The 21,562-nt window shown below is 42.0% G+C and carries 26 protein-coding genes; 8 read left to right on the top strand and 18 right to left on the bottom strand.

From position 1 onward, the window contains the following. Positions 1–78: 78 nt before the first annotated feature. Complete coding sequence (locus tag MHN00_RS20200) at positions 79–474, bottom strand: ion channel (RefSeq protein WP_015066041.1); 396 nt, start codon at positions 472–474, stop codon at positions 79–81. A gap of 121 nt (positions 475–595) precedes the next feature. Between MHN00_RS20200 and MHN00_RS20195 the strand changes: the two genes are divergently transcribed. The 5 genes from MHN00_RS20195 to MHN00_RS20175 all read left to right on the top strand — a co-directional run bounded on the left by MHN00_RS20195 (position 596) and on the right by MHN00_RS20175 (position 6,569). Beyond that, positions 596–1,126 carry a DUF305 domain-containing protein gene (locus tag MHN00_RS20195; RefSeq protein ID WP_012516919.1) on the top strand — a complete coding sequence of 177 codons (531 nt, stop codon included), beginning with the start codon at positions 596–598 and terminating at the stop codon, positions 1,124–1,126. Beyond that, positions 1,119–1,850, top strand: a complete 732-nt coding sequence (locus tag MHN00_RS20190; RefSeq protein ID WP_239302196.1) for a glutaredoxin — start codon at positions 1,119–1,121, stop codon at positions 1,848–1,850. The genes MHN00_RS20195 and MHN00_RS20190 overlap by 8 nt, the downstream gene beginning before the upstream one ends. A gap of 665 nt (positions 1,851–2,515) precedes the next feature. After that, positions 2,516–4,330 (top strand): copper resistance system multicopper oxidase, encoded by a 1,815-nt coding sequence (locus MHN00_RS20185; RefSeq protein WP_012516917.1) that lies wholly within the window; start codon positions 2,516–2,518, stop codon positions 4,328–4,330. A 9-nt stretch (positions 4,331–4,339) separates the two neighbouring features. Then, on the top strand, positions 4,340–5,086 hold the full coding sequence (locus MHN00_RS20180; protein WP_012516916.1) for a copper resistance protein B: 747 nt from the start codon (positions 4,340–4,342) through the stop codon (positions 5,084–5,086). 157 nt (positions 5,087–5,243) lie between these two features. Further along, positions 5,244–6,569 (top strand): APC family permease, encoded by a 1,326-nt coding sequence (locus MHN00_RS20175; protein WP_168534184.1) that lies wholly within the window; start codon positions 5,244–5,246, stop codon positions 6,567–6,569. Between the two features lie 155 nt (positions 6,570–6,724). Here the strand turns inward: MHN00_RS20175 and MHN00_RS20170 are convergent, their stop codons facing one another. The 15 genes from MHN00_RS20170 to MHN00_RS20100 form a co-directional block, all read right to left on the bottom strand. Beyond that, positions 6,725–6,880, bottom strand: coding sequence for a hypothetical protein (locus MHN00_RS20170; RefSeq protein WP_020745207.1), 156 nt, complete (start codon positions 6,878–6,880; stop codon positions 6,725–6,727). Between the two features lie 101 nt (positions 6,881–6,981). Then, a complete protein-coding gene (locus MHN00_RS20515) occupies positions 6,982–7,227 on the bottom strand; it encodes a DUF5676 family membrane protein (protein ID WP_012516913.1) in 246 nt (81 codons plus the stop codon). A 99-nt stretch (positions 7,228–7,326) separates the two neighbouring features. Further along, entirely contained in the window at positions 7,327–7,698 is a 372-nt protein-coding gene (locus MHN00_RS20160) for a hypothetical protein (protein WP_012516912.1), read from the bottom strand. 17 nt (positions 7,699–7,715) lie between these two features. Beyond that, positions 7,716–8,126, bottom strand: a complete 411-nt coding sequence (locus MHN00_RS20155) for a hypothetical protein (RefSeq protein WP_012516911.1) — start codon at positions 8,124–8,126, stop codon at positions 7,716–7,718. After that, entirely contained in the window at positions 8,110–8,775 is a 666-nt protein-coding gene (locus MHN00_RS20150; protein WP_024015555.1) for an isoprenylcysteine carboxylmethyltransferase family protein, read from the bottom strand. Before MHN00_RS20150 ends, MHN00_RS20155 begins: the two co-directional genes overlap by 17 nt. Continuing rightward, a complete protein-coding gene (locus MHN00_RS20145; RefSeq protein WP_012516909.1) occupies positions 8,768–9,106 on the bottom strand; it encodes a DUF2933 domain-containing protein in 339 nt (112 codons plus the stop codon). The genes MHN00_RS20150 and MHN00_RS20145 overlap by 8 nt, the downstream gene beginning before the upstream one ends. A gap of 8 nt (positions 9,107–9,114) precedes the next feature. Next, entirely contained in the window at positions 9,115–9,468 is a 354-nt protein-coding gene (locus MHN00_RS20140; RefSeq protein WP_012516908.1) for a cupredoxin domain-containing protein, read from the bottom strand. Positions 9,469–9,479: 11 nt separating this feature from the next. Beyond that, complete coding sequence (locus MHN00_RS20135) at positions 9,480–11,723, bottom strand: heavy metal translocating P-type ATPase (protein ID WP_239220318.1); 2,244 nt, start codon at positions 11,721–11,723, stop codon at positions 9,480–9,482. A gap of 75 nt (positions 11,724–11,798) precedes the next feature. Continuing rightward, positions 11,799–12,233 (bottom strand): MerR family DNA-binding protein, encoded by a 435-nt coding sequence (locus MHN00_RS20130; RefSeq protein ID WP_012516906.1) that lies wholly within the window; start codon positions 12,231–12,233, stop codon positions 11,799–11,801. Positions 12,234–13,027: 794 nt separating this feature from the next. Then, complete coding sequence (locus tag MHN00_RS20125; protein WP_015066038.1) at positions 13,028–13,864, bottom strand: formyltransferase family protein; 837 nt, start codon at positions 13,862–13,864, stop codon at positions 13,028–13,030. 258 nt (positions 13,865–14,122) lie between these two features. Continuing rightward, a complete protein-coding gene (locus tag MHN00_RS20120; protein ID WP_015066037.1) occupies positions 14,123–14,593 on the bottom strand; it encodes a nuclear transport factor 2 family protein in 471 nt (156 codons plus the stop codon). A gap of 27 nt (positions 14,594–14,620) precedes the next feature. Further along, positions 14,621–15,091 (bottom strand): nuclear transport factor 2 family protein, encoded by a 471-nt coding sequence (locus tag MHN00_RS20115; protein ID WP_012516902.1) that lies wholly within the window; start codon positions 15,089–15,091, stop codon positions 14,621–14,623. Between the two features lie 20 nt (positions 15,092–15,111). Beyond that, positions 15,112–15,999 carry a CopD family protein gene (locus MHN00_RS20110; RefSeq protein ID WP_012516901.1) on the bottom strand — a complete coding sequence of 296 codons (888 nt, stop codon included), beginning with the start codon at positions 15,997–15,999 and terminating at the stop codon, positions 15,112–15,114. Positions 16,000–16,020: 21 nt separating this feature from the next. Next, on the bottom strand, positions 16,021–16,374 hold the full coding sequence (locus MHN00_RS20105) for a copper resistance CopC family protein (RefSeq protein WP_012516900.1): 354 nt from the start codon (positions 16,372–16,374) through the stop codon (positions 16,021–16,023). Positions 16,375–16,454: 80 nt separating this feature from the next. Then, on the bottom strand, positions 16,455–16,946 hold the full coding sequence (locus tag MHN00_RS20100; RefSeq protein ID WP_061487085.1) for a DUF411 domain-containing protein: 492 nt from the start codon (positions 16,944–16,946) through the stop codon (positions 16,455–16,457). A 740-nt stretch (positions 16,947–17,686) separates the two neighbouring features. Here MHN00_RS20100 and MHN00_RS20095 point away from each other — a divergent pair. The 3 genes from MHN00_RS20095 to MHN00_RS20085 all read left to right on the top strand — a co-directional run bounded on the left by MHN00_RS20095 (position 17,687) and on the right by MHN00_RS20085 (position 19,937). Further along, positions 17,687–18,004, top strand: a complete 318-nt coding sequence (locus MHN00_RS20095; RefSeq protein WP_202285652.1) for an IS66 family insertion sequence element accessory protein TnpB — start codon at positions 17,687–17,689, stop codon at positions 18,002–18,004. Further along, positions 18,001–18,351 carry an IS66 family insertion sequence element accessory protein TnpB gene (tnpB, locus tag MHN00_RS20090; RefSeq protein ID WP_014979879.1) on the top strand — a complete coding sequence of 117 codons (351 nt, stop codon included), beginning with the start codon at positions 18,001–18,003 and terminating at the stop codon, positions 18,349–18,351. The genes MHN00_RS20095 and tnpB overlap by 4 nt, the downstream gene beginning before the upstream one ends. Positions 18,352–18,494: 143 nt before the next feature. After that, positions 18,495–19,937 carry an IS66 family transposase gene (locus MHN00_RS20085; RefSeq protein WP_239302222.1) on the top strand — a complete coding sequence of 481 codons (1,443 nt, stop codon included), beginning with the start codon at positions 18,495–18,497 and terminating at the stop codon, positions 19,935–19,937. A 217-nt stretch (positions 19,938–20,154) separates the two neighbouring features. Here the strand turns inward: MHN00_RS20085 and MHN00_RS20080 are convergent, their stop codons facing one another. Continuing rightward, positions 20,155–20,346, bottom strand: coding sequence for a DUF3955 domain-containing protein (locus MHN00_RS20080; protein WP_230962262.1), 192 nt, complete (start codon positions 20,344–20,346; stop codon positions 20,155–20,157). A gap of 307 nt (positions 20,347–20,653) precedes the next feature. Continuing rightward, on the bottom strand, positions 20,654–21,532 hold the full coding sequence (locus MHN00_RS20075) for a cation diffusion facilitator family transporter (RefSeq protein WP_012516887.1): 879 nt from the start codon (positions 21,530–21,532) through the stop codon (positions 20,654–20,656). Between the last annotated feature and the right edge of the window lie 30 nt (positions 21,533–21,562).

Here is a 21,562-nt window from a genome sequence, read left to right as displayed (position 1 = left end):
TAATTTGCGAAACATTGTTTCATTAAAAACTAGTCCTGACGGGTGAGGTTTACATCTTCTCAGGTTACAGTTTTTACATTACATATGCTTGAACACTTTCGATGCTGAACAGCTTATTAGTAGAAACCCTGTAGCCGATTCAACTCCTGCTATCATTCGTAGATGTCCGTCCGGCTCGATACTTCCAAGACCCAATGTAGTAATCGTAGTTAGTGAAAAGTAAAAAATATCCATGGAAGTGGCAGGTTGCTTAAAATCGCCGAGCTCGAAATAAAGTCCAATTTCATACGCCAGAGTAAAAATGACTGCTAGTAAAAGTTGGCTCGAAATGGCAATAACGACTACCGACAGTGTTTTTATCCAAGCTCCCTTCAATCTCTCGCTGATATTGTCCGCGACTACTGAAATATTAAAAAGATGCAGCCCTACGCAGATCAACAGTGCAGTTAAAACTATTAATATAGACAAAAACATAGTATTTCCTTGTTGGTACAAAACTTGACTAGTTAAGATTGATTGGTTTGTGACCTCTCTCAAGCTTTCTTTTGTTAGAAAGATTTACAAATATTAACTATTTCTTAAGTAAGGATTACATATGAAATACTCTAAGTTCGCTGCAATGATAATAACTTCAACTGTAGCGATGTTTTTAATGATGTACTTAAATACCTACGCTATCTCGCATGTCTGGTTCAGTGAGACAAGGACTTATATGGCACTCTATATGGGGGCAGGCATGGCGATTATAATGTTAGCTTTCATGTTAGGTATGTATAGCAACAAGAAACTCAATACAGCCATTTTTATAATAGCGGCACTTACTTTCGCCTTGTGTATCTATCTTGTTCGTTCACAAAGTACCATTTCAGATACCGCTTACACGAAAGCAATGATTCCTCATCACTCTATAGCTATTTTGACTAGTGAGCGTTCTAACCTTGAAGACGTTCGCGTACGAGAATTAGCAAACGGCATTATTAAAGCTCAGCGAAAGGAAATAAAGGAGATGGAGTGGTTGATAGAGGATATAAATAAGAATGGCAAGGTAACAACTCAGGAACAGGCCGAACAGCGTCCAATTCCTCAATTTGAAGGTAAATTGAATAAAGGAAAGGAAAATGAGTAAGAAAGCTATCCTATATAGAATGGTTACTAAAGAGCACATTTGCCCTTACGGTTTAAGGTCAAAAGACTTACTAGAGCGAGAAGGCTATTCAGTAGAAGACAATCATCTTACTTCACGTAATGACACCGATGATTTCAAGCAAAAGCATGGTGTAGAAACGACGCCTCAAACCTTCATCAAAGAAAAGCGAGTTGGTGGATATGATGAGCTTCGTAAATACTTCGGGAAAGGAGAAGCGGGGCAGAACGGAACTACTTATGCACCTGTTATTGCGATTTTTTCTGTGGCAGCTCTGCTATCGTTAGCATTCCAGTTTTTTGTTTCTGAAGACTTCATCTCTATAAGAACACTGGTTCTCTTTATTGCTTTCTCAATGACACTACTTGCAGTTCAAAAATTGAAGGATTTGTATAGTTTTACAAATTCGTTCATAACCTACGATTTGTTGGCAATGAGGTGGCTTCGATATGGTTACATCTACCCATTTCTTGAAGCCTACGCGGGGATAGGAATGGTAGCTCAACTGCCTGCCATAGCTGTTGCGCCATTTTCACTATTTATAGGAACCGTTGGGGCAATTTCTGTCTTTAAAGCAGTATATGTGGATAAACGGGAGCTCAAATGTGCTTGTGTCGGTGGGGACAGTAACGTGCCGTTAGGTTTTGTTTCACTATCAGAAAACATTTTTATGATAGCAGGCGCATTACTCATGTTATCTTTTTAGTTACAAGAGTTGCTTATCGACTAAACTTAATAAAAGTAACTCTATCAGCTTTTAAGATTGAAAAGACTGCTTGTTTAACTACATAGGAAGTTGTTTATCTTAGTTACAAGCAAATGTCATTGATTAAAGTGTCCTTAAGACTTATCTTTTCTAAGGGAATAACGTCGCGTAAAGGTTGAGAGCAAATACAAAGTTATGAGATCTATTATTTTCACACTATGCATTGGATATTTATTGGTACTGTTTACCGTGCCAGTTGATGCGTGTGAAATGAAAATGGATGAACATAGCTCATTAACTAAGGCTTCTCACAAATTCGCAGACGCTCATGAGGAGAAACGTAGCAGTTCACCTAGTTCTAAGCATCAAAGCGCTCACACTGATGGACACCCCTCGCATTCGGGTAAATCAGGTTGCTGCAATGATGGATGTATGTGTATAGCTACCAATTGCTACCACTTTGCAAGTCTTTTTTACGTTCCCATTCGTCAATTTGAAACAACTTTTGCTGAGCAGTATGACATTATCGCTCTAGCTGTTCCCCCCAAAATTTTCACTCCACCTTTTCGTCCCCCGATAGCCTAAGGTACTGACTTAGTTAGTAATACTTTTTAAATGGATGAAATTCCTTCGTCCAGTTAGTATCAATTCAAAGGCTAAAAACTATGAAAAATTCTATCGACAACGGTCGCAGAAGATTTGTGCTCGCTGCCCTGACCTCAAGCGCTGCGGCTGCGTTAACCAACGTTAGTCCTCTATGGGCAGCACCTGTTGGTCGCCATTTTAAAGATCAAGTTTTGACAGGTGATATTAAAAATCTCAATGTGTCAAAAGCGCAATTGCCAATAGGCTCAAATATGGGCTCACCTATAACGATCAATGGTCAAATGCCGGGCCCGTTGATTAGATTGAAAGAAGGACAGAGAGCGCACCTCAATGTAACTAACCACCTAAACCAAGATACTTCAATACACTGGCACGGGATTATTTTACCACCAGATATGGATGGCGTTCCGGGAGTTTCCTTTGCCGGAATAAAACCTGGCGAAACATTTAAATATGCATTCGATGTCGAGCAAAACGGCACCTACTGGTACCACAGTCATTCAGGCCTCCAGGAACAGTTGGGCCATTTAGGACCTCTTGTGATCGACCCCGCAGATGGGGACATTGGGGCTGATAGGGAACATACAATTATTTTAAGCGATTGGACGTTTTCAGACCCCCATGACGTTATGCGAAAACTGAAGGTAGCGGAAGGTTATTACAATTATCAAAAGCGAACTATTTTCGACACGTTAGAAGACGTAAAGAAAAAAGGGCTTGCCGATACATGGGAAGAGCGTGCTATGTGGGGTGCAATGCGTATGAGCCCTCGCGATATAGCTGACGTTACAGGCAGTACATATACATACTTAATGAATGGCCGGACACCACAAGATAATTGGCAAGCCCTGTTTAAAGTAGGCGAGAAAATCCGGTTGAGGATCATAAATGGTTCTGCGATGACTTATTTCGACTTTCGCATCCCAGGGCTTGAAATGACAGTTGTAGCTGCAGATGGTCAGCCTGTTAAACCAGTAAATGTGGATGAGTTTCGAATTGCAGTAGCGGAAACTTATGACGTAATCGTTCAGCCAAAAGAGCGAAAAGCTTATACCTTTTTTGCGGAAAGTTTTGATAGAAGTGGATATGCGCGTGGCACCCTAACCCCGTCAATTGGCCTTACTGCAGAGGTTCCCCCACAGCGAGTTATCACAGAGCGTGGCATGGCGGCGATGGGGATGGACATGTCTGGTATGAAAGGCATGAATATGGATAAGTCCAAGGTCGACAGCTCGGGCATGGCTGCTCCAAAAGGTGAAATGAAAGGAATGGGGCAGCATAGCGCCCATACAATGCATGGCACCCAAATGGAAGGAGAAATGACCCCCTCCAAAAAGCTCCCAGTAGAAAGCATAGACATTGTCCACAGCGAAGACGGGCACGGCGCTGGTGCAGCGATGATTGCTAAAAATCCAAGTTCTAGGTTGGATGAACCTGGGATCGGTTTGGAAGACAGCCCACATCGTGTCCTTGTTTATACAGATTTAGTCGGTGAAAGTCCTTGGCCTGACGAAAGAGAGCCGGAACGTCAAATTGAGCTTCACTTAACGGGCAATATGGAAAGGTACATGTGGTCGTTCGATGGCAAAAAGTTTAGTGAAGTAGACGGATATGTACGTTTCAATTATGGCGAGAGACTACGTCTGATCTTGGTTAATGACACTATGATGGATCACCCTATTCATTTACATGGTATGTGGATGGAACTTGAAAACGGCCAATATCCAAGACCTCGTAAACACACGATCAGCCTCAAGCCTGGAGAGAAGGTCTCGTTACAAATCAGCGCAGATGCCCCCGGTGAGTGGGCGTTTCATTGTCACCTGCTATACCACATGGAAGCAGGTATGTTTCGTGTTGTACAGGTCGCATAGGAGATTAAAATGAAACAGATATTAATAGCAGGCCTAATAACATTAACTTTGAGCGTTGACAATGCTTTGGCTCAATCAAGAGATGACTGGCCATCTCCTATTCCTAATGAATATTTTGGCCAAGTTCTATTTGACCGACTTGAATATACTCGCACTGATGAGCAGCAAAATATAGGGGTCTGGGACATGCAAGCGTGGTATGGCGGAGATTACCATCGTCTTGTTTTTAAAAGCGAAGGCGAAAATACACAAAACGATGGAATGCCTACTGATCTGGAACGAGCAGAACTGTTGTACGGTTATCTAGTTTCTTCTTTTTGGTCTATACAATTTGGTGTGGGCACAAAGGGAGAGCTGTCATCAGATGCGGATATGGAGAACTATGCGGTGGTCAGTTATCAAGGTCTAGCTCCTTACTGGTTTGAAATGGAAAATTCACTGCGTATTAACGAAGACGGTGACATGCAGTTCATCAATGAAACCGAATATGACTGGCAACTAAGTCAAGTTTCCTATCTGCAACCGCGACTGGAAGTTGTTGCCAACCTCACCGATTCTGAAAAGTATGACCGTCAAAGCGGGTTGAGTAATATTCGTATTGGTTTGCGATATCGGCATGAAATAGTGAGGGAGGTAGCACCTTATGTCGGTGTTTATTACAGCAAAGCTTTGGGAAATACAGCTGATGCATTAAAGGCTGAAGGCAAATCAACCAGTGAAACTGGTGTAGTGTTAGGTGCAAGGATTTGGTTTTAAACGCCCTACGCTAAAAATGAAATAACTGGTATGCCATTGCCAGTTATTTCTTTCTACACGTCTTCGAATTTGTTTTGTAATGGGCCTGTGTCCTTATATTTGCTGCAGGTTGCTTTTGTTGTTACTCAGGCTCACATGACATAAAGGAGTAACCAATATGAATGAACACGAGCATTCAAACAGGAAAGATTCGTTAAGCCTCTGGGGCGCGGTATCGATGGGAACTGGTGTAATGATAGGTGCTGGTATATTTGCTTTAACCGGGCAAATAGCAGAGCTGGCAGGCACATGGTTTCCTTTTGCGTTTTTAGTTGCAGCGATAATTGCAGGGTTTAGCTCATACAGTTACATCAAAATGGCACAGAAATACCCCTCTGCAGGTGGTATCGCCATGTTTCTGAAAAAAGCCTATGGTAGAGGTCTGCTGACTGGTGCCTGTGCATTGCTAATGTTTTTTTCCATGGTTATCAATGAAAGTTTGGTAGCCCGCACTTTTGGCACTTATGTCCTACAATTGTTTGACTCTCAGGGCGCTGAGTGGCTTATACCAGCGCTTGGCGTGAGTCTTCTTATTGTGGCATTCATTGTTAATATTTTGAGTAATCAATTCATACAGACCCTCTCATTTATTATGGCTTTTATCAAAATAGCAGGACTTGCAGTTTTGGCAATTGGTGGGCTGTGGGCAACCGGTTTGTCGTTTGAGAGCGTTTCAGCTCAACCGCAAGATACCAGCGCAACCGGTTTTCTCGGAGCCGTGGCACTTGGTATTTTGGGATACAAAGGATTCACTACAATCACAAACAGCGGAGGCGAGCTCAAACAACCAGAAAAAAATGTAGGAAGGGCCATAGTCATTTCTATATCCATTTGTGTGGTACTTTATGTTTTTGTCGCAGTTGCAGTTGGAGCAAATTTATCAATTGGCGAAATAATACAGGCAAAAGATTATTCGCTTGCTGAAGCATCTCGACCCGCATTCGGCCAGTATGGTGCTTGGTTTACTATAGCTTTCGCGATTATTGCCACGTCTTCCGGTGTCGTTGCCAGCATCTTCGCTGTTTCAAGAATGCTATCGATGCTTACATCAATGCAACTTGTGCCTCACCGTCATTTTTCATTACCGGGAGATATAAGAAGACATTCCTTAATTTATACGTTAGTCATCGCAATAATTCTTACCATATTCTTCGATTTGAGCCGCATAGCCTCCATCGGTGTAGTTTTTTATATCGTAATGGATATCTTCATCCACTGGGGAGTGTTCAAGCATTTACGAGATGATGTGCAAGCTAAAGCTTGGGTACTAGTCAGTGCAATTATTCTCGATATCATTGTTCTTCTATCTTTTATGTGGGTGAAAGCAAAATCAGATATCTTCATTGTTGGGATTTCTGTGGCTGGACTTCTTATCGTATTCGCGGCTGAGAAATGGTTTCTAAAGCTCCATGCGTATGATGATGATGATAAAAATTATAACTGATGCAAATCATTGAAGCTGTTCATGAACTACATCGACGGAGTAAGACAATATTCAGCGTAGGCAGAGTAGCAGCCTAAAAGGTAAGCGCAGTTGTTATGAATAGGAAAGGAATTAACCGGCATTAGCGTGCCGGTTATTTTTACTCGTGGCACACTTTAACCGCTTTTTTGCTGCTTCAGTGTATCCATTATTTCAGCAAACTCCTGTCCTTTTGACTCAGGTGGCTGGCTACAACCCTGCTTCTCTGTATTGGTTTGACTGGGTAGTTGCATGGCTTGCTGTAAGGCTAATTCTGAATTATTGGTTATCATAATATCTCACCGTTAGTTTAAATTTATGTGGCAGTAGATATCAGCAAATATCGTACCTGTGCTAAAAGGACAAATACTGACTATTTATTTAGCCCTCACTACTACAGCTGCCTATTGTAAATACTGGCAATAAGCCAACCCAGTACACCTGCGAACAAAGCCCATAAAGCTCCGCCTATCACTACACCCAATAAAGGCACGTTCCATATCATCCCTTGCCAGTCTGAAAACATTATATTACCAGCCATGGGTGACATCATGTCGGGCATTGTAATAATGAACAAAGAACTAACAACTAACAACACTCTCGAAGCTGAACGATGCGGCGCACGCGAACGCAAATACATTTTCTCGAATTTTCATCTTACGCCTCCTTAAAGCCAGCATCATAATGTAACGACATCGCTCAGCATTGTTGTTGAGTGAGAACGTAGAGCACATTAAGGTTATGTACGCTTCCTGTGAGCGCCCTGCGGCAAGTGGTGGCAACTCCACGGTTTGTGCGTCGCATTGTCTTTTATATTTTGATCTACAAACTGGTAATAACCTTCTTTTGTGTGTGTCCACCAGTCATTGTGAAGATCTGCGCCGTGTTTTCGAATGATCGCTTCAATACCGTCTAAATCGATATGTGTCGCATCATATGCCAGGTGAATAGCCCCTTCTTTGATGTTGTAGCTCACCTCATCAATGCCAAAGAGCTTGTCAATCTCTTCAATTAGGGGCTCGCAATTTGCCTCATAGACATTGCTGAGCCGTAAATTCCGAACGACTAAATTTGCTTCTCTGACACCGACTCTGTGGTCTAAATCACTCATATCTTTCTCCTCGGGTGTTAATTTGAATGTTTCTGAGATTCGGGTGAATGGCTTCCATCCATTTTCGACATCATTACTTCCATCATCTTAAGATGCCTTTCTGCCATATCAACTTGGTTTTGCATGGGTTGCCCTTCCATTTTTTCGTGCATTATATGCATCATTCCCATCATGGATTGCATGTGTTTTTTCATCATTTCACGCTGCTTGCTGGGATTCTTTTCTTCTTTGATAGCGTTAACTTCTTCCTTCATCGACTTTATTTTTGCATTCATCATATGCATATCTTGGCCACGCATAGGCATTCCCGTTTGAATCTCTGGCTTGTCTGAGCCCTTATGCTCATGCTCTTCCATTTGTTGAGCTTGCGATGTTGCAGCCATTACTAATGTGGTTGAAAAAATGATTGATTTAGTGAATTTTTTCATGGTTTTCACCTTTTAATTTAAAGTTGAGGTTTGGGATCCAGCCAGGTGTCGTGTTGATATAGCTCACATACTCATCGCCAAATTCAGCAATAGCCAGAGCTTCTTCACGCTTTGCCAGTTTCACATACACAACAACTAAAACTGGAAACATGACCAGTGTGGGAATGGTCGGCCATTGCAACAAAAAACCGAACATGATCAGTATGAAGGCTAAATATTGAGGGTGGCGACACCGCGCATACCATCCAGTCTTAGCTAAGTGATGGTTCTTCTGAGCGTGGTGCAGCACATTCCATGCTGAGGACAAGATAAAGAATCCTGCAACAATAAATACCATACTGGCGATATGAAATGGGTCCCAGTGGGCGTCGCCTTTAAAACCAAAGAAAGTATGCAACAGATGTCCGTTTTCGTGCGCAAAAAAGTTTACTTCCGGATAGGTTTCAGCAAGCCATCCTGACAAGAAATAAATAGTCAGTGGGAAGCCATACATTTCGGTAAACAGGGCTACAATAAACGCAGAAAATACCCCCAAACTTCGCCAGTCGGTGGAAGATTTTGGCTTTACAAAACTGAATGCAAAAAAGATAAAAATAGCTGAGTTCAGTATCACCATTGACCATAAGCCATAATCATATGTATCATTCATCTTGGTTGTCCTTTTTAAGTGACTCCTTTCGGCCTTCCTCCAACCCCTGAATGTATCCATCACGATAAGCCGCGTTGTTATCACTCAATTCCTGAAAACTTTTCTGCTTATTGTCACTGTCGCGAGAATGTTCGTGGGCGTGTCCGTGTTTACCGTGGCTACTGTGCATGAATATATGCATGAATGGGCACAGCAATAAAATCAAATAGGGAAGAAACTGAAGGACATGATGACCATGTTCGAAAATTAAAAAATAAGTAACGGCAGCGATCATCGCTAATGCTGCCCACCCTGTAGGTGTTGACCAAAATCTGGGGTGACTGTTTTTCATGACTCCTCCTATACCACCGTAAGAACACCACGATACATCTGCATCTGGCAGTGAAAAGTATGTTCGCCCTGTGGGACGTTTTCGAGGTGAATTGGTGTTACCTCATTAAGCGTTAGCTGCTCACTGATATCTAATGAAGGAATTAGCAGTACTTCGGAACAGGGAGACTCATCTTTGCGCAAAAACTTCAACGTAACAGATTGGTTTGCGTTTACCTGAATAGACGCTGGTGAGTACACGCCATTTTTTACTTCTATGAGTATTTCGTTACTTTCAGTAACTGTCTGATCAGGCTTGTATAACCAAAACCACCAAATAATCAGTGCAATACCCGTAAGTCCTACAATATTAATTATCATCATAAGAAAACTCCTTAGTGGTCCTTTGCCTTGAATAGGCGAAGCCGGTTCGCATTTGATACCACTGTTAACGAAGAAAATGCCATGGCGGCTCCGGCGATAACTGGGCTTAGCAATACTCCGAAAAATGGATAGAGCACGCCCGCCGCAAAAGGTATACCTGCTACGTTGTAGATAAAGGCTCCAAACAAGTTTTGCTTAATGTTGCGCAAGGTGGCTTTACTAACCGCTATAGCATCGGCCAGACCATGCAACGAGCCGCGCATCAGGGTGATATCGGCGCTTTCAATGGCAACGTCCGTTCCTGTACCAATGGCAAAGCCAACATCAGCCAAGGCAAGAGCCGGAGCATCGTTAATTCCATCACCAGTCATACCCACTACTTCTCTCTGCTGCTGTAATTCATGTACTTTGTTGGCCTTATCTTCGGGCAATACTTCAGCAAAAAACTCGCTTATTGCCGCTTTCTTTGCCACTGCAGCAGCAGTTTCTTTGTTGTCCCCCGTTAACATGATGACCCGGATATCATTAGCCTGAAGACGCTTGATGGCAGAAACAGAGTCAGGTTTTATCGGGTCGGCAACCGCTATGATGGCAGCAAGTTGTCCATCTACAGCGAAATACATGGGAGTTTTGGCGTCTTTGGCCAGTGTTTGTGCTTTCTCTGAATAATTACCTATGCCCACCCCTTTTGAAGCCATAAGCTTGCTGTTACCAAACAATAAGGCCTTTCCTTCACAACGGCCTTCAACCCCCATACCGGTAATCGCATTAAACTCTTCGGTTTTCAGCAGCTCAATGCCCTGGTCGTGGGCACTTTCTACTATCGCCATTGCTAATGGGTGCTCTGAACCATTTTCCAGACTAGCTGCCAATTGCAGCACTGTCTTTTCATCACTGAAATTGGCTAAAATTATGTCAGTGACCTTGGGTGTACCTTCCGTAATCGTTCCGGTTTTATCCAGTATCATCACACTGATTTTTGATGCCGTTTGTAGCGCTTCGCCGTTGCGAATTAGCACGCCGGCTTCAGCAGCCTTTCCAACCCCCACCATAACTGACATCGGCGTGGCTAGGCCCAATGCACATGGACAAGCAATGATCAATACAGTGGTGGCCGAAACTATGGCAAATGCCAGTGCGGGCTCAGGCCCAAAGTTCAGCCATGCTAGCGCACTGAGCACAGATATAATCATGACCACAGGAACAAAGTAAGCGGATATCACGTCGGCCAAGCGCCCAATAGGCGGCTTTGAATTTTGTGCGCGTTTAACCATTGCAATGATTTGCGCCAGTGCCGTGTCTTTACCTACTCGAGTTGCTTTAAATAGAAACATTCCTGACTTGTTGAGAGTTCCAGCAACGACTTCATCGTCATGTGATTTTTCAACTGGCATCGGTTCCCCGGTTAGCATGGACTCGTCGATTGACGTATGGCCTTCAACAACCACACCATCAACAGGCACTTTTTCTCCAGGCCTGACTTTGATGACATCGTTAAAAAGCACTTGCTCGATAGCGACCTGGACCTCTTTATTGTCGCGAATAACCGTGGCTGTTTTCGCTTGTAATCCAATTAAACGTTTGATTGCTTCTGAGGTTTTTCCGCGGGCTTTTAGTTCTAAGGCAAGCCCCAGATCAATTAGACCAATGATCATAGCTGTAGCTTCAAAATAAACGTGCCTTGCCATTAACGGCACTGCTTCAGGTACCAACACTACCAACATCGAATAGAACCATGCTGTGCCTGTACCAAGTGCAATGAGTGTATCCATATTGGCAGAATGATTTTTAAAGCTCTTCCACGCACCGATGTAAAAATGCCGGCCGGAAAAGAACATTACACCCAGCGTCAGTAGGCCAACTGCTAGCCACAACAACCTCTCGACATTAGTCTCGACCGTCATTTCGTCGACAACAATGCTATAAGTCATTAGAGGGATACCTAGCGAAAGCGCAATGAAAGTATCTCGCATCAGCTTTTTGTAATAGGTCCTATCCGCTGCTTCTTTTTCATCGACTACATCAGTGTCAGGCTTATCTTCGAAAGGCTTTGCGTTGTAACCAACGGACTCTACTGCTTGAACCAATAATTGAGAATCCGCTGTACCCGTTACAAGTACTGTTCTGTCTGCAAAGTTCATTTCGGCATTCTGCACTCCCGGCGTCTGCTTCAAGGCAGCTTCTATTTTTCCAACGCAACTGGCACATCCGGCGCCTTCTATCACTAATTGTCGCTGTGTTACTTCTGCACTCATAGTGCTCTCCTTTTTTCCTATTTTTAGAAGACTTGTTTTTTGACGGACAACAATTTTTCTGAAGAAACACCTGCATTAAGTTCTGTCATTTATGTTTTCCTCCAGGACGGTGTGTTCAAACTCTTCTATTAAATGACAGACCACGTGTGAGGATGGGGCTTTGTCACCCATTGCTCCCCATTTCCTTACTGCCAGCATCATATTTTGCCTGAGTAACAACATTGCCTTAAATTGTCTTTCTGTTTCTGCTAGCCTTCTTGCAATTAAGGTTCTAACTAGGGGACAAGCGGTCTTTCCATTATCTGCTTCTCTGAGAATTTGCTTGATATCTTCAACTGAAAAACCTAAATGCCTTGCACTTAATATAAACCGCAACCTGGAAGCATCTTTCGTTGAATAGAATTTATAACCATTGTCAGATTTTGCCGGCGTTATTAACTGCAAGCGCGTGTAATAGCGAACAGTATCTGGCGTTGTAGCCAAGGCGCTTGCGATCTCTCTTACTTTCATAGTTGTTCCGATGTCTTTAACCTAAAATTTTACTTATACCTAAAGGCTAAACCTGTTTGTGGGACGCGAGTCAATTGGCATGTAACTCGTGAAACTTTCGGTTCTAAGATGTAATGCGTTTGTAAGTGAGGCGGATAATACTTGCTGTTCGTTTACTGATAGCAAACAGTGTCTTAATGTATATTAATTAAGCAGTTGATCGTCTAAGACATTCTTTGATTGCAATTGATTAGTAAAGAAAACTTAGAGAAAAGCCTCACTGAGTTTATGTGTAGCTCTTAATCGGAGGGTGGAAGGGAGGAGAGTGTATACCAATTAAAGGGGTAATATTTATATCTGAAAATGAGCTTTGCTTAATGTTTTCACTTATCAGAATTTCAATATTTGAAAGTATACAAAATTGGGTTAAAGAAGTTGCACAGTAAGCACCTATACAGCACGCGCATATCGATTGATCATTTCCTTCGCAGTGCTGTACATCCTGGTTCTTTTCTGAATGAAGTGTGTGATTATTTAAAGTAGTATGTTCTACGCTTGATAAGGAATCATTTGAGGACATATGAGATTCTGATGTGTCGTGACCATCACATTTAATTGGGTTCGTCATAGCAAAGCCGTGCTGTGAAAGCAGCGCAGCTATTAGTACTAATTTAAACCACTTATAAATGCCTGACACAATAAACTCCATCAGTGAGTAAGGGAATAGTAGCGGTATTCCGTTATTCTTACTTTGACGTAGATCAACACAACACAAAAAAGTGCTTAGCACCTTTAAACATTAAAGCCGTAATCAACTAGTTTAGTACTCTTGATTCATATAGCCTTAAACTACGCTTAGAAAGTACAACATAGCCATCATTTATAGCAATGCTTTTAATCAGTGCATCCTCAAAGATTATGCTACCGCACGTGAAATCGTGACTGAAAGTTGTGACTTCGACATCATTTGCGATATATAACGCGTTATCTAACGAAATAAGAATCCCAAAGTGCCCATACTGTCGAAGGGCATGACTAAATTGAGCGGTGTTTTGATCCCAATTTACAAACCTTCTTTTTACTGGAGGTAGACTTTGGAATGACGCTAGCTTTTCCAATTGAGGTGTGGCGTTATTATAAAGCTCATTAAAGTTATTAAGTAATTCTTCTAACAGAGTTTCTGCGAGTAACTGAGACTTGACCATCAATGATGAAATCGTTTCATTGTTTTCGACCTCAAATTTCTCTTGGATTAGGATGCTACCTGCATCAAGTTTCTCAGTGAGTTTATGAATGCTAACACCCGCGTTCTCAGGGTTGTCGATAATGTAGGTGAGTGGGGTTGGGCCTCTACTTTTGGGTAGTAAAGATGGGTGGATATTAATCGCATATTTTATTTCGTTTGTGGGTACTTTGTATCCGTAATCGGCTACAACAAAGACTGTCTGTTCGTCATTTAAATATCCTTTAAGAGTCACGATACTTGGTTTTTCAGTGGAATAAACAATATTGTATTTACGACAAATTCGTTTGATGAAGCTCGCATTTTCCTGAACATCGTTTATAAAAACGCGTTCAATGTTCAATCTATTTTTAATTAGAAGTAACAAACAATTCGAGAATAAGTCGTTTCCAAAATAAACGATTTTCATATTTCTCTGTACCTTTTGAGAATAGCGTATGTGGAACAAAATGTAGGTTGGGAGGACAAGTGTTTAAGGATTCGATGTTGATTAAAAATCTGTGCAAAAACGAATAATAAGGGTTCATTGGCTGGCGGGAAGCTTAGTTCGTGCCAATATGAAGTGTAAGGCATTTTGACAATAGGATAGCCGAGATGGTTCTGATATTGAGCAAACTGGAAAGCTACCGTTGATATTACCAAAGTAGCTTTCAATACATTTATTTCGCTAGTCTTTTGCACGATTTCTACTAGAGGAATGCGTGTGAACTATCAGCCACTCACCGTTAACTTTTTTAAAAAGAAAGGTTTGAAACCCCGTTTTGTTGAAAGTTTCTCCAGACTTCCTAACCTTTCCTTGAACGGTTGTATCAACGAGTGTCCAAGCAAAATCATCTTCTACATGAGTTTGAATGTTAGAAAAATCTAAACTTAAGAAAACTAAGGCATCCTTTTCTGGTTCAACATGATGCTCTATCAAGTCACTTAACCCTACATTCTGTCCGCCAGATTCAAAGTATCTTGCGCCTTTAAAGTCGAAAAAGTGCTTTTTAAAGGGGGCACCGTCTCCATTCTCCCAGCCATATTCAATTTGCTTTATAATGTCTTTTATCTGATCTTTATCAGTTGCATTGTTATCATGAGCGAAAGTGAAAAAAGATAACAAAGACGAAATGATTATGATTAAAAATTTTTTCATACGAGCTCTCTCGGGTAGTTAATCGAATCAATTTGACCAATGAATATGTTTGATTTTCCACTCTCCTTCGGTGTTGATTAAGACAATTGTTTCCATACTTTGGTAGTCTCTCTCTTCCCCCTTAAACATCCCATTGACCAGAAACCGCGATGCGGAGATTGCTGTGTTGCCCAGAACTTTGACTTGATGCTCCAACGCTTTATTTGTCACTGACGATAGATATTCCATATCTGAATTCATATGATGTTGAGCATATTCATCTGCGCTCCTCTCAACTCCGCCTCCTTCATAAATAGTCACATCATCCGCCAGTAGGCTCTTCGCAGTGATTTTGTCTCCCGTATTAAGCGCGTGATGGAATGCAATAACTATTTTAGCTGCAGGCGTATCTAACCCACTAAACATACCTTTCTCATGATGTTCTTTTTCATGGGCACTAGCAGCAAAACTCATGATTACGGGCATGATAAATAGTAAGACTAATAATTTAATTTTCATTTGAATTTCTCTTCTAAGTTTTATCTTTCGGGACCTACAATACTCGTAAGCCCAGAAGTAATGATTAAAATAGCAACTGCTATTGTTAACTCTAATGAAATGGATTTTGAGAGTGCTTCGCTTCCCGAGCCACTTTTAAGTTTTGGGACTAATTTCAGTTTGTGCCGTATAGCAATAGCTAGAATGCTAGTTACAAGGAACATTTTAACAAGAAGAGTTTGCCCATATATGGAGCTAAATAACCCTTCAAAACTACCTACCAATTGAATAGCTAGCCAAATGCCTGCAGATAATAATAAGGTAACCAATACGGCCGCCTGCGTACCAAACCTATCCATTAATTTATAAAGCTTTTCGTAGCTCTGGTAATGGCAGGAGAGCTTTAACGGAATCAATGCACCAAACCACCAAGCCATAACAAATACGTGAACCATAAGTAGTATTCGAGCAATACTTCCTAATTCAGAAACGTGGCCGGTTAAAGTAAATGTGTACGAGAGAGTGAATAGACACAGCACAAGTAAGCAAGACTTTAACCTTAGGAAAGGTTTAAGAGGTTTAAATTTCAATAAGTAGATAGTTATTAAAGCTACGGCTAACCCCCCCGCACGATACAAGGTGACTTCACCGATAGGAGAACTCAACATTATCTTAAGCATAAAGGGGTCAAGTGCGCCTTGAATTCCCTCTTCTACCATCGCTCCAGTGTTCGCGATAAACCACACTGCATTAGAAATAAACGCAACAAAGACACAAACCTTTACCCATACAGCGCTATAAGATGGCGTTGTATAATTTGTGCTATTATCGTTAATATCTCGCCAGAAAAATGTATATCCAGCTGTGGCCGCGAAACCTAAATAAAACATTAGCTTTGACACTACAATTACAGTGTTCCAGATATACATTTCCACAGCTGAATCCCCTTTTTAGTGCACCATAAATCCAAAACTATCTTTCATCTTGTGCCCATCGGAGCCAAGCATGATGAACTCAACATTGTATGAACCTGGACGTAATTTAGGTAAGGTCCAAGAATAATCCGTTGCAACCTCTTTCGGAGGTTCAAAGCCAAAATCAACTTTTGCACCTTCACTATCTTTTAAAACTACTTTTATTAATCTAACTCCCTTGGTAAAGCTGACTGATAGTTCCATTGGGGCCTCCATCAGCATTGCATTTTTGCTTGGTGTGCTAGATTTAATTTCTATAGCCTCATGTGCTAATGCCACGCTGCTTAGCAGTACACTAAATATTGCAAATGATTTAACAAGTGCTTTCATGATTACCTCTATCTTTGGTTTTTAAAAATTAAAATTGCTTTGATTGTCAAAAGTGCGCATTTATTTGTTTAACTTTGACTTCAATCGAATTGACTTTCGTAGCTTTCTACTTTCGCGTAAGGTTCGTAGCTCCCATCTTGATATATAATGAAAACGGTATAAGGCATAAACTGCTCTGCTACTTCCATTCCGGGTGAACCTACTGGCATAGCTGGAACAGATAACCCGATAGCCTTTGGATGTTCTTCTAACAAGAATCGTTTTATAAACTTAGAAGGGACATGGCCTTCAAATACAAAGCCACTTTCTGTAACAGCGGTATGGCAAGAGCGAAGATTTGGCGAAATTCCGTATTCGTTCTTGATGTCGCTCAAGTTATGAAAGTCCTTTGTACGTAGTTGAAACCCTTGGCTTTCTAGATGAGTTATCCACTTTTTACAGCATCCACACGATGGTGATTTATAGACCAATAATTCAAAGGCGTCGTTTGCGCCATGGTGGATATTTGCCATGGCAACGCTAGGTAGAATTAGCAGTAATACCGCAGCTTGATAGGTGATTTTTTTTAACATTTTTGCCTCCAGACAAAGCTGGCACATATAGGTACGCTAGCACCTAGATAATAAACAGGAACTAAAACAAATTGTGCGTGAAATTTGGACGCACTGACCCTGTGTTAGGCAAATATCGGTGGGCGAAAAAGTGAGGAAGTTACTGAAACTGGCTGTTGGAAGAACAAGCCAAATGAAGCGTCCGGCACCACTGGGTGTTGAACAATCATCATGGAAGCTATAAGGACGGGAGCATGAGTACAACCACCTGGTGGGCATGTGCATTCCGAAGTGTTGCAACAATCTTTAATACTAGCGTTTTCGGAACTTATAGAATCTACTCTCATACCATGGCTCATGTTCGTAGAGCAATTCGATTCAGAATTACTATTGTAATGTTTGTTATCAATAGCCATTTCAAAACTCATAGTATCTACAGCCATCGCTTGCCCGACGAGGGCAGATAGCACTGTAAACACTAATACTAGTTTTGATATGGATTTAAACATTTCTTAAGCATTAAACATAACCAATATGGAGAATAATTGATTTTCGCGAATTGGTAAACAGTTGAGGCTGATTTGTGATTAGAATAACCCGTTCATCGGCAGAATTTAGGAAATAGTCATGATGAGAGAGATAGCCTACAACCATGCAAATTTTTGGGCGCGTCTCTAACTCTATAGTAACCGTCCGGTAATCCCCACATTCAAAAACTGACGTCGCTACTGCATCGTGTTCTTTTACAAAGGAGAACACGCATGCGATATCAACGACGAGACGTAAATACCTGGCTGGCGCTTTTCGAACGTCAGGAACAAAGTGGATTATCGGCGGTTGCGTTTTGCCGTCAGCATGAGATAAATATTCAGACGTTTTATGCCAGACGCAGTGACATCCGGCTTCAGCGAACCAGCAATAAGTTTGTTCACGTTAAGCGCGAAGTCACCACGTTCGAATCCCGTATTGAAGGTGACTCGCAGACCCTTTCGCTTGAATGCGCTGCTTCGACATTGCGCATACCCGCCAATGTCAGCCCGCACTGGTTGGCCGCCCTGATGAAGGCGCTGAACGAATGAGGATGTTCGTCGAGCCCTCTGACATTTATCTTTACCTAGGCAATGTCGACTTCCGTAAATCCATCAATGGCCTGATTGTCGTGGTGGAACAGCAGATGGAATTGAATCCGTTCCGGGATGCGTTGTTTGTGTTCTGCAATAAAAAGCGGGATAAACTGAAGGTGTTGTACTGGGATAAAACTGGCTTTGCCCTGTGGTATAAGCGCCTGGAGAAGCATCGCTTTAAATGGCCGTCAGACACTGAATTACAACACATCAACCTGAGTGAGCAGCAGTTGCAGTGGCTGTTGTCGGGCTTTGATGTGATAGGCCATTCGCCATTGAACTACACCGCTTCCGGCTTATAACCGGTGATCATAAACAGCATTTATCGATCACGAAATAGTCTGAATAACATCAGGTAATCAGTACCTTAATCGGCGATAATAGTCTTATGAACGAAGAAGATTATCAACGCCGCATCGCTGAACTGGAGCAGCAGCTCTAGGAACTGAATAACCGGTATCAATACCTGGAAGAGCAGTTCCGTATCGCACAGCAAAAACAGTTTGGTAAAAGCACCGAGGGCCACCCTGGTCAGGGCGAACTGTTTAATGAGGCGGAAGAACTGGCTGCCGATGTTGAAACGCCAGAGCAGGAAGCCATCAGTTACACACGCAATAAACCTAAGCGCAAACCACTGCCTGAGGACTTGCCGCGTGAAGTCATCGTCCACGATATCCCTGATGAAGATAAAGTCTGTGGTTGCTGCGCTGGCACGCTGCACTGCATCGGTGAAGATAAGTCTGAGAAGCTTCAGTTCATTCCTGCTCAGGTGAAAGTGATTGAACATGTACGTCCGAAGTATGCGTGCCGTACCTGCGAAAAAGAGGGTATCAGCAATACGGTGAAACAAGCGCCGGTACCACATAGCGTTATCCCCAAAGGCTATGCAACGCCGAGCCTGTTGAGTCAGATAATCACCAGCAAATATCAGTATGGTCTGCCACTTTACCGGCAGGAAGCTATGTTCAAACAGCATGGCATCGAACTCAGCCGTAAAACCATGGCAGACTGGATAATCCGTTGTGCTGAGTTATTTAAGCCGCTTTATGACCAGCTTCATCAACATCTGCTACAACAACCGGTTATCCAGGCGGATGAAACCACGTTGAAGGTTGTCGATTCTGACAAAACGACCAGTTACATGTGGCTGTATGCAACCGGAGCGGACTCACCGCAAGCGACCATCACCGGTTCTGCGATACCTAACATCGTGCTGTACGATTATCACAATAGTCGTGCCGGGCGATGTGCCGTGGACTTCCTTGATGGTTATAGCGGATATCTGCAAGTGGATGGCTATCAGGGCTACGAACAAACGCAGGCCACCTTAGTCGGTTGCTGGGCCCATGCCAGACGCAAGTTCATGGAAGCGAAAAAAGGCGCTGGCAGTAAAGGCAGTGGCAAAGCTGATTGGGCACTGAACCACATACAGAAGCTCTACCGTGTCGAGACGCAGTTAAAAGAAGAAAACGCAGCAACCCGCTATACACAACGACAAGAAAAGAGCCTGCCGCTACTTAATCAACTTGAAACCTGGCTGACAAAATCAGCCCAACAGGTATTACCGAAAACAAAACTCGGCGAGGCAATACAGTACTGCCTCAACCAGTGGCATAAACTGATTCGTTACACACTCGATGGCCATCTAGCCATCGACAACAACCGCGCTGAGCGAGCCATTAAACCGTTCGTTATAGGCAGAAAAAACTGGCTGTTCAGCCAGACCGCAACCGGTGCCAATGCCAGCGCCATCCTCTATAGCATCATCGAAACAGCGAAGGCCAACGACCTCAACGTCTTCGAGTATGTCATGGACTGCCTGGAGCAACTCAGCAGACCGGACACCGATATCGAACAGTTACTGCCATGGCAGTTTGCTAAACGATAGGTGGGATTACCGGACGTGCTTACTGTGCAAATTCATCAATGTGTATAAAAGAATAGAAAGCCAATAATTAGCGAGCTTTAATATAAGAAGTTAAAGTCTGATATAACTAAAAGGCAATACCCAACAACCTTTGGGTTCAGTTTTCAATTACTAGCCAGGAGTTGCATAGCAAATCGCAAAGCAAAATTGTCAGTTAGAAAAAGTTCTTCGCGTGCTTTTACTTTCGCTGATTTTTTTTAAGTTTAATGAAAGTGAAAGCAAAAGTCAGCGATGCCATCAGCTCAAATAGCCAAAATATAGGAATGAAGCCAAACGATTCAACCAAAAAACCATTTTCATCTATACTCGAGCCTTTTATGTTATAAGCGATTAAACACAGAATACCACTAATAAAAAATAAGAAGCTCATCTTATAGTTACTTATAAATTTCATTAATGTCTCTATATTTTATTTTCAACATCTCGTAAGAGCACGAAAGAAACGTTGATGTCGAAGGTACGTGTTCAATCTTGCCTCTTACCACTTTAGTTACGCATTATTATCTATCACACTCTCCTTACAGTTTAACAAAAAATTTAATCATGAGGGGAACAAACTAAAAAGTTCCATGAAAATCTATAGTCATGATTGTAGACAATGTGTCACAAATAAAATTTTAGCTTAGTATTAAAACTTGAATTACTGTCGACTATCATTGTTAATGAGTAATGGAATTTCATCTCACCTCCTCATTAACTGCAGAATGCTCGTCAGTAAACTCTATTTCAACTGTGCTGTAACTGAAGTCAAACATGGCCAAGCTATCATAAATATCAAGCTTCAATAACTTGTATTCTTCAACTGTCTTTAAGGCACTGCCAACGCGTATAGTAATAACATTGTGTTCTCCGTCAAGTGACCAAATTTTTAAGTCATGGATATATTCAACTCTATCAACACTCCGGAGTTCATCTAACACTTGTTTGTATAAGTTTTTCTCTGGAACACCTTGCAAAAATAATTTTAAGGTTGCTAATAAGTTTCGAATTACATTAAACAATATAAAAAGCGTAAAGCCAATCGAAAGTAGGGGGTCTAAAATTGGCCAGTCGACAAATTGCATTACTATGGCAATAATTAATACAGCAACCCAGCCTAAAACGTCCTCCAATAAATGCCAGTTCAACACTCTCTCGTTTAGGGTATTTCCTCCCTGGAGTTTATACACAGCAAAGCCGTTTACAGCGACACCTAGAATCGCAAGTAATATCATGCCTTCTGTATTTGGAACGACCGGATCTAATACTCGAGGAATGGCTTCTGATAATACCCAGATTGAGCCAAGGATAAGTACGGCTCCGTTAATAAATGCCCCTAACAGGCTGAGTCGCTTGTACCCATATGTGAAATTTTCATCGGCCTCTCTCTCTCCTAACCTATTGAGACACCAGGCGCTTCCAATAGAAACTGAATCGCCGAGATCATGAACAGCATCTGCCATTATAGCAGTGCTGTTCGTTAGCCAGCCGCCAATAAATTCAATAATTGTGAAGCTGAAATTTAATAGAAAAGCCCACCCAATTTTGTTTGAGCTATTTGAATGATTATGAGTCATAGAGGCTCCGGTGCGCCCGGAACATACCGG

The organism is Alteromonas sp. Cnat2-8, assembly GCF_022348355.1.
GTDB classification, from domain to species: domain Bacteria; phylum Pseudomonadota; class Gammaproteobacteria; order Enterobacterales; family Alteromonadaceae; genus Alteromonas; species Alteromonas macleodii.
Note: the sequence above shows the minus strand (reverse complement) of the source record. Positions and strands in the feature narration are given on the sequence as shown.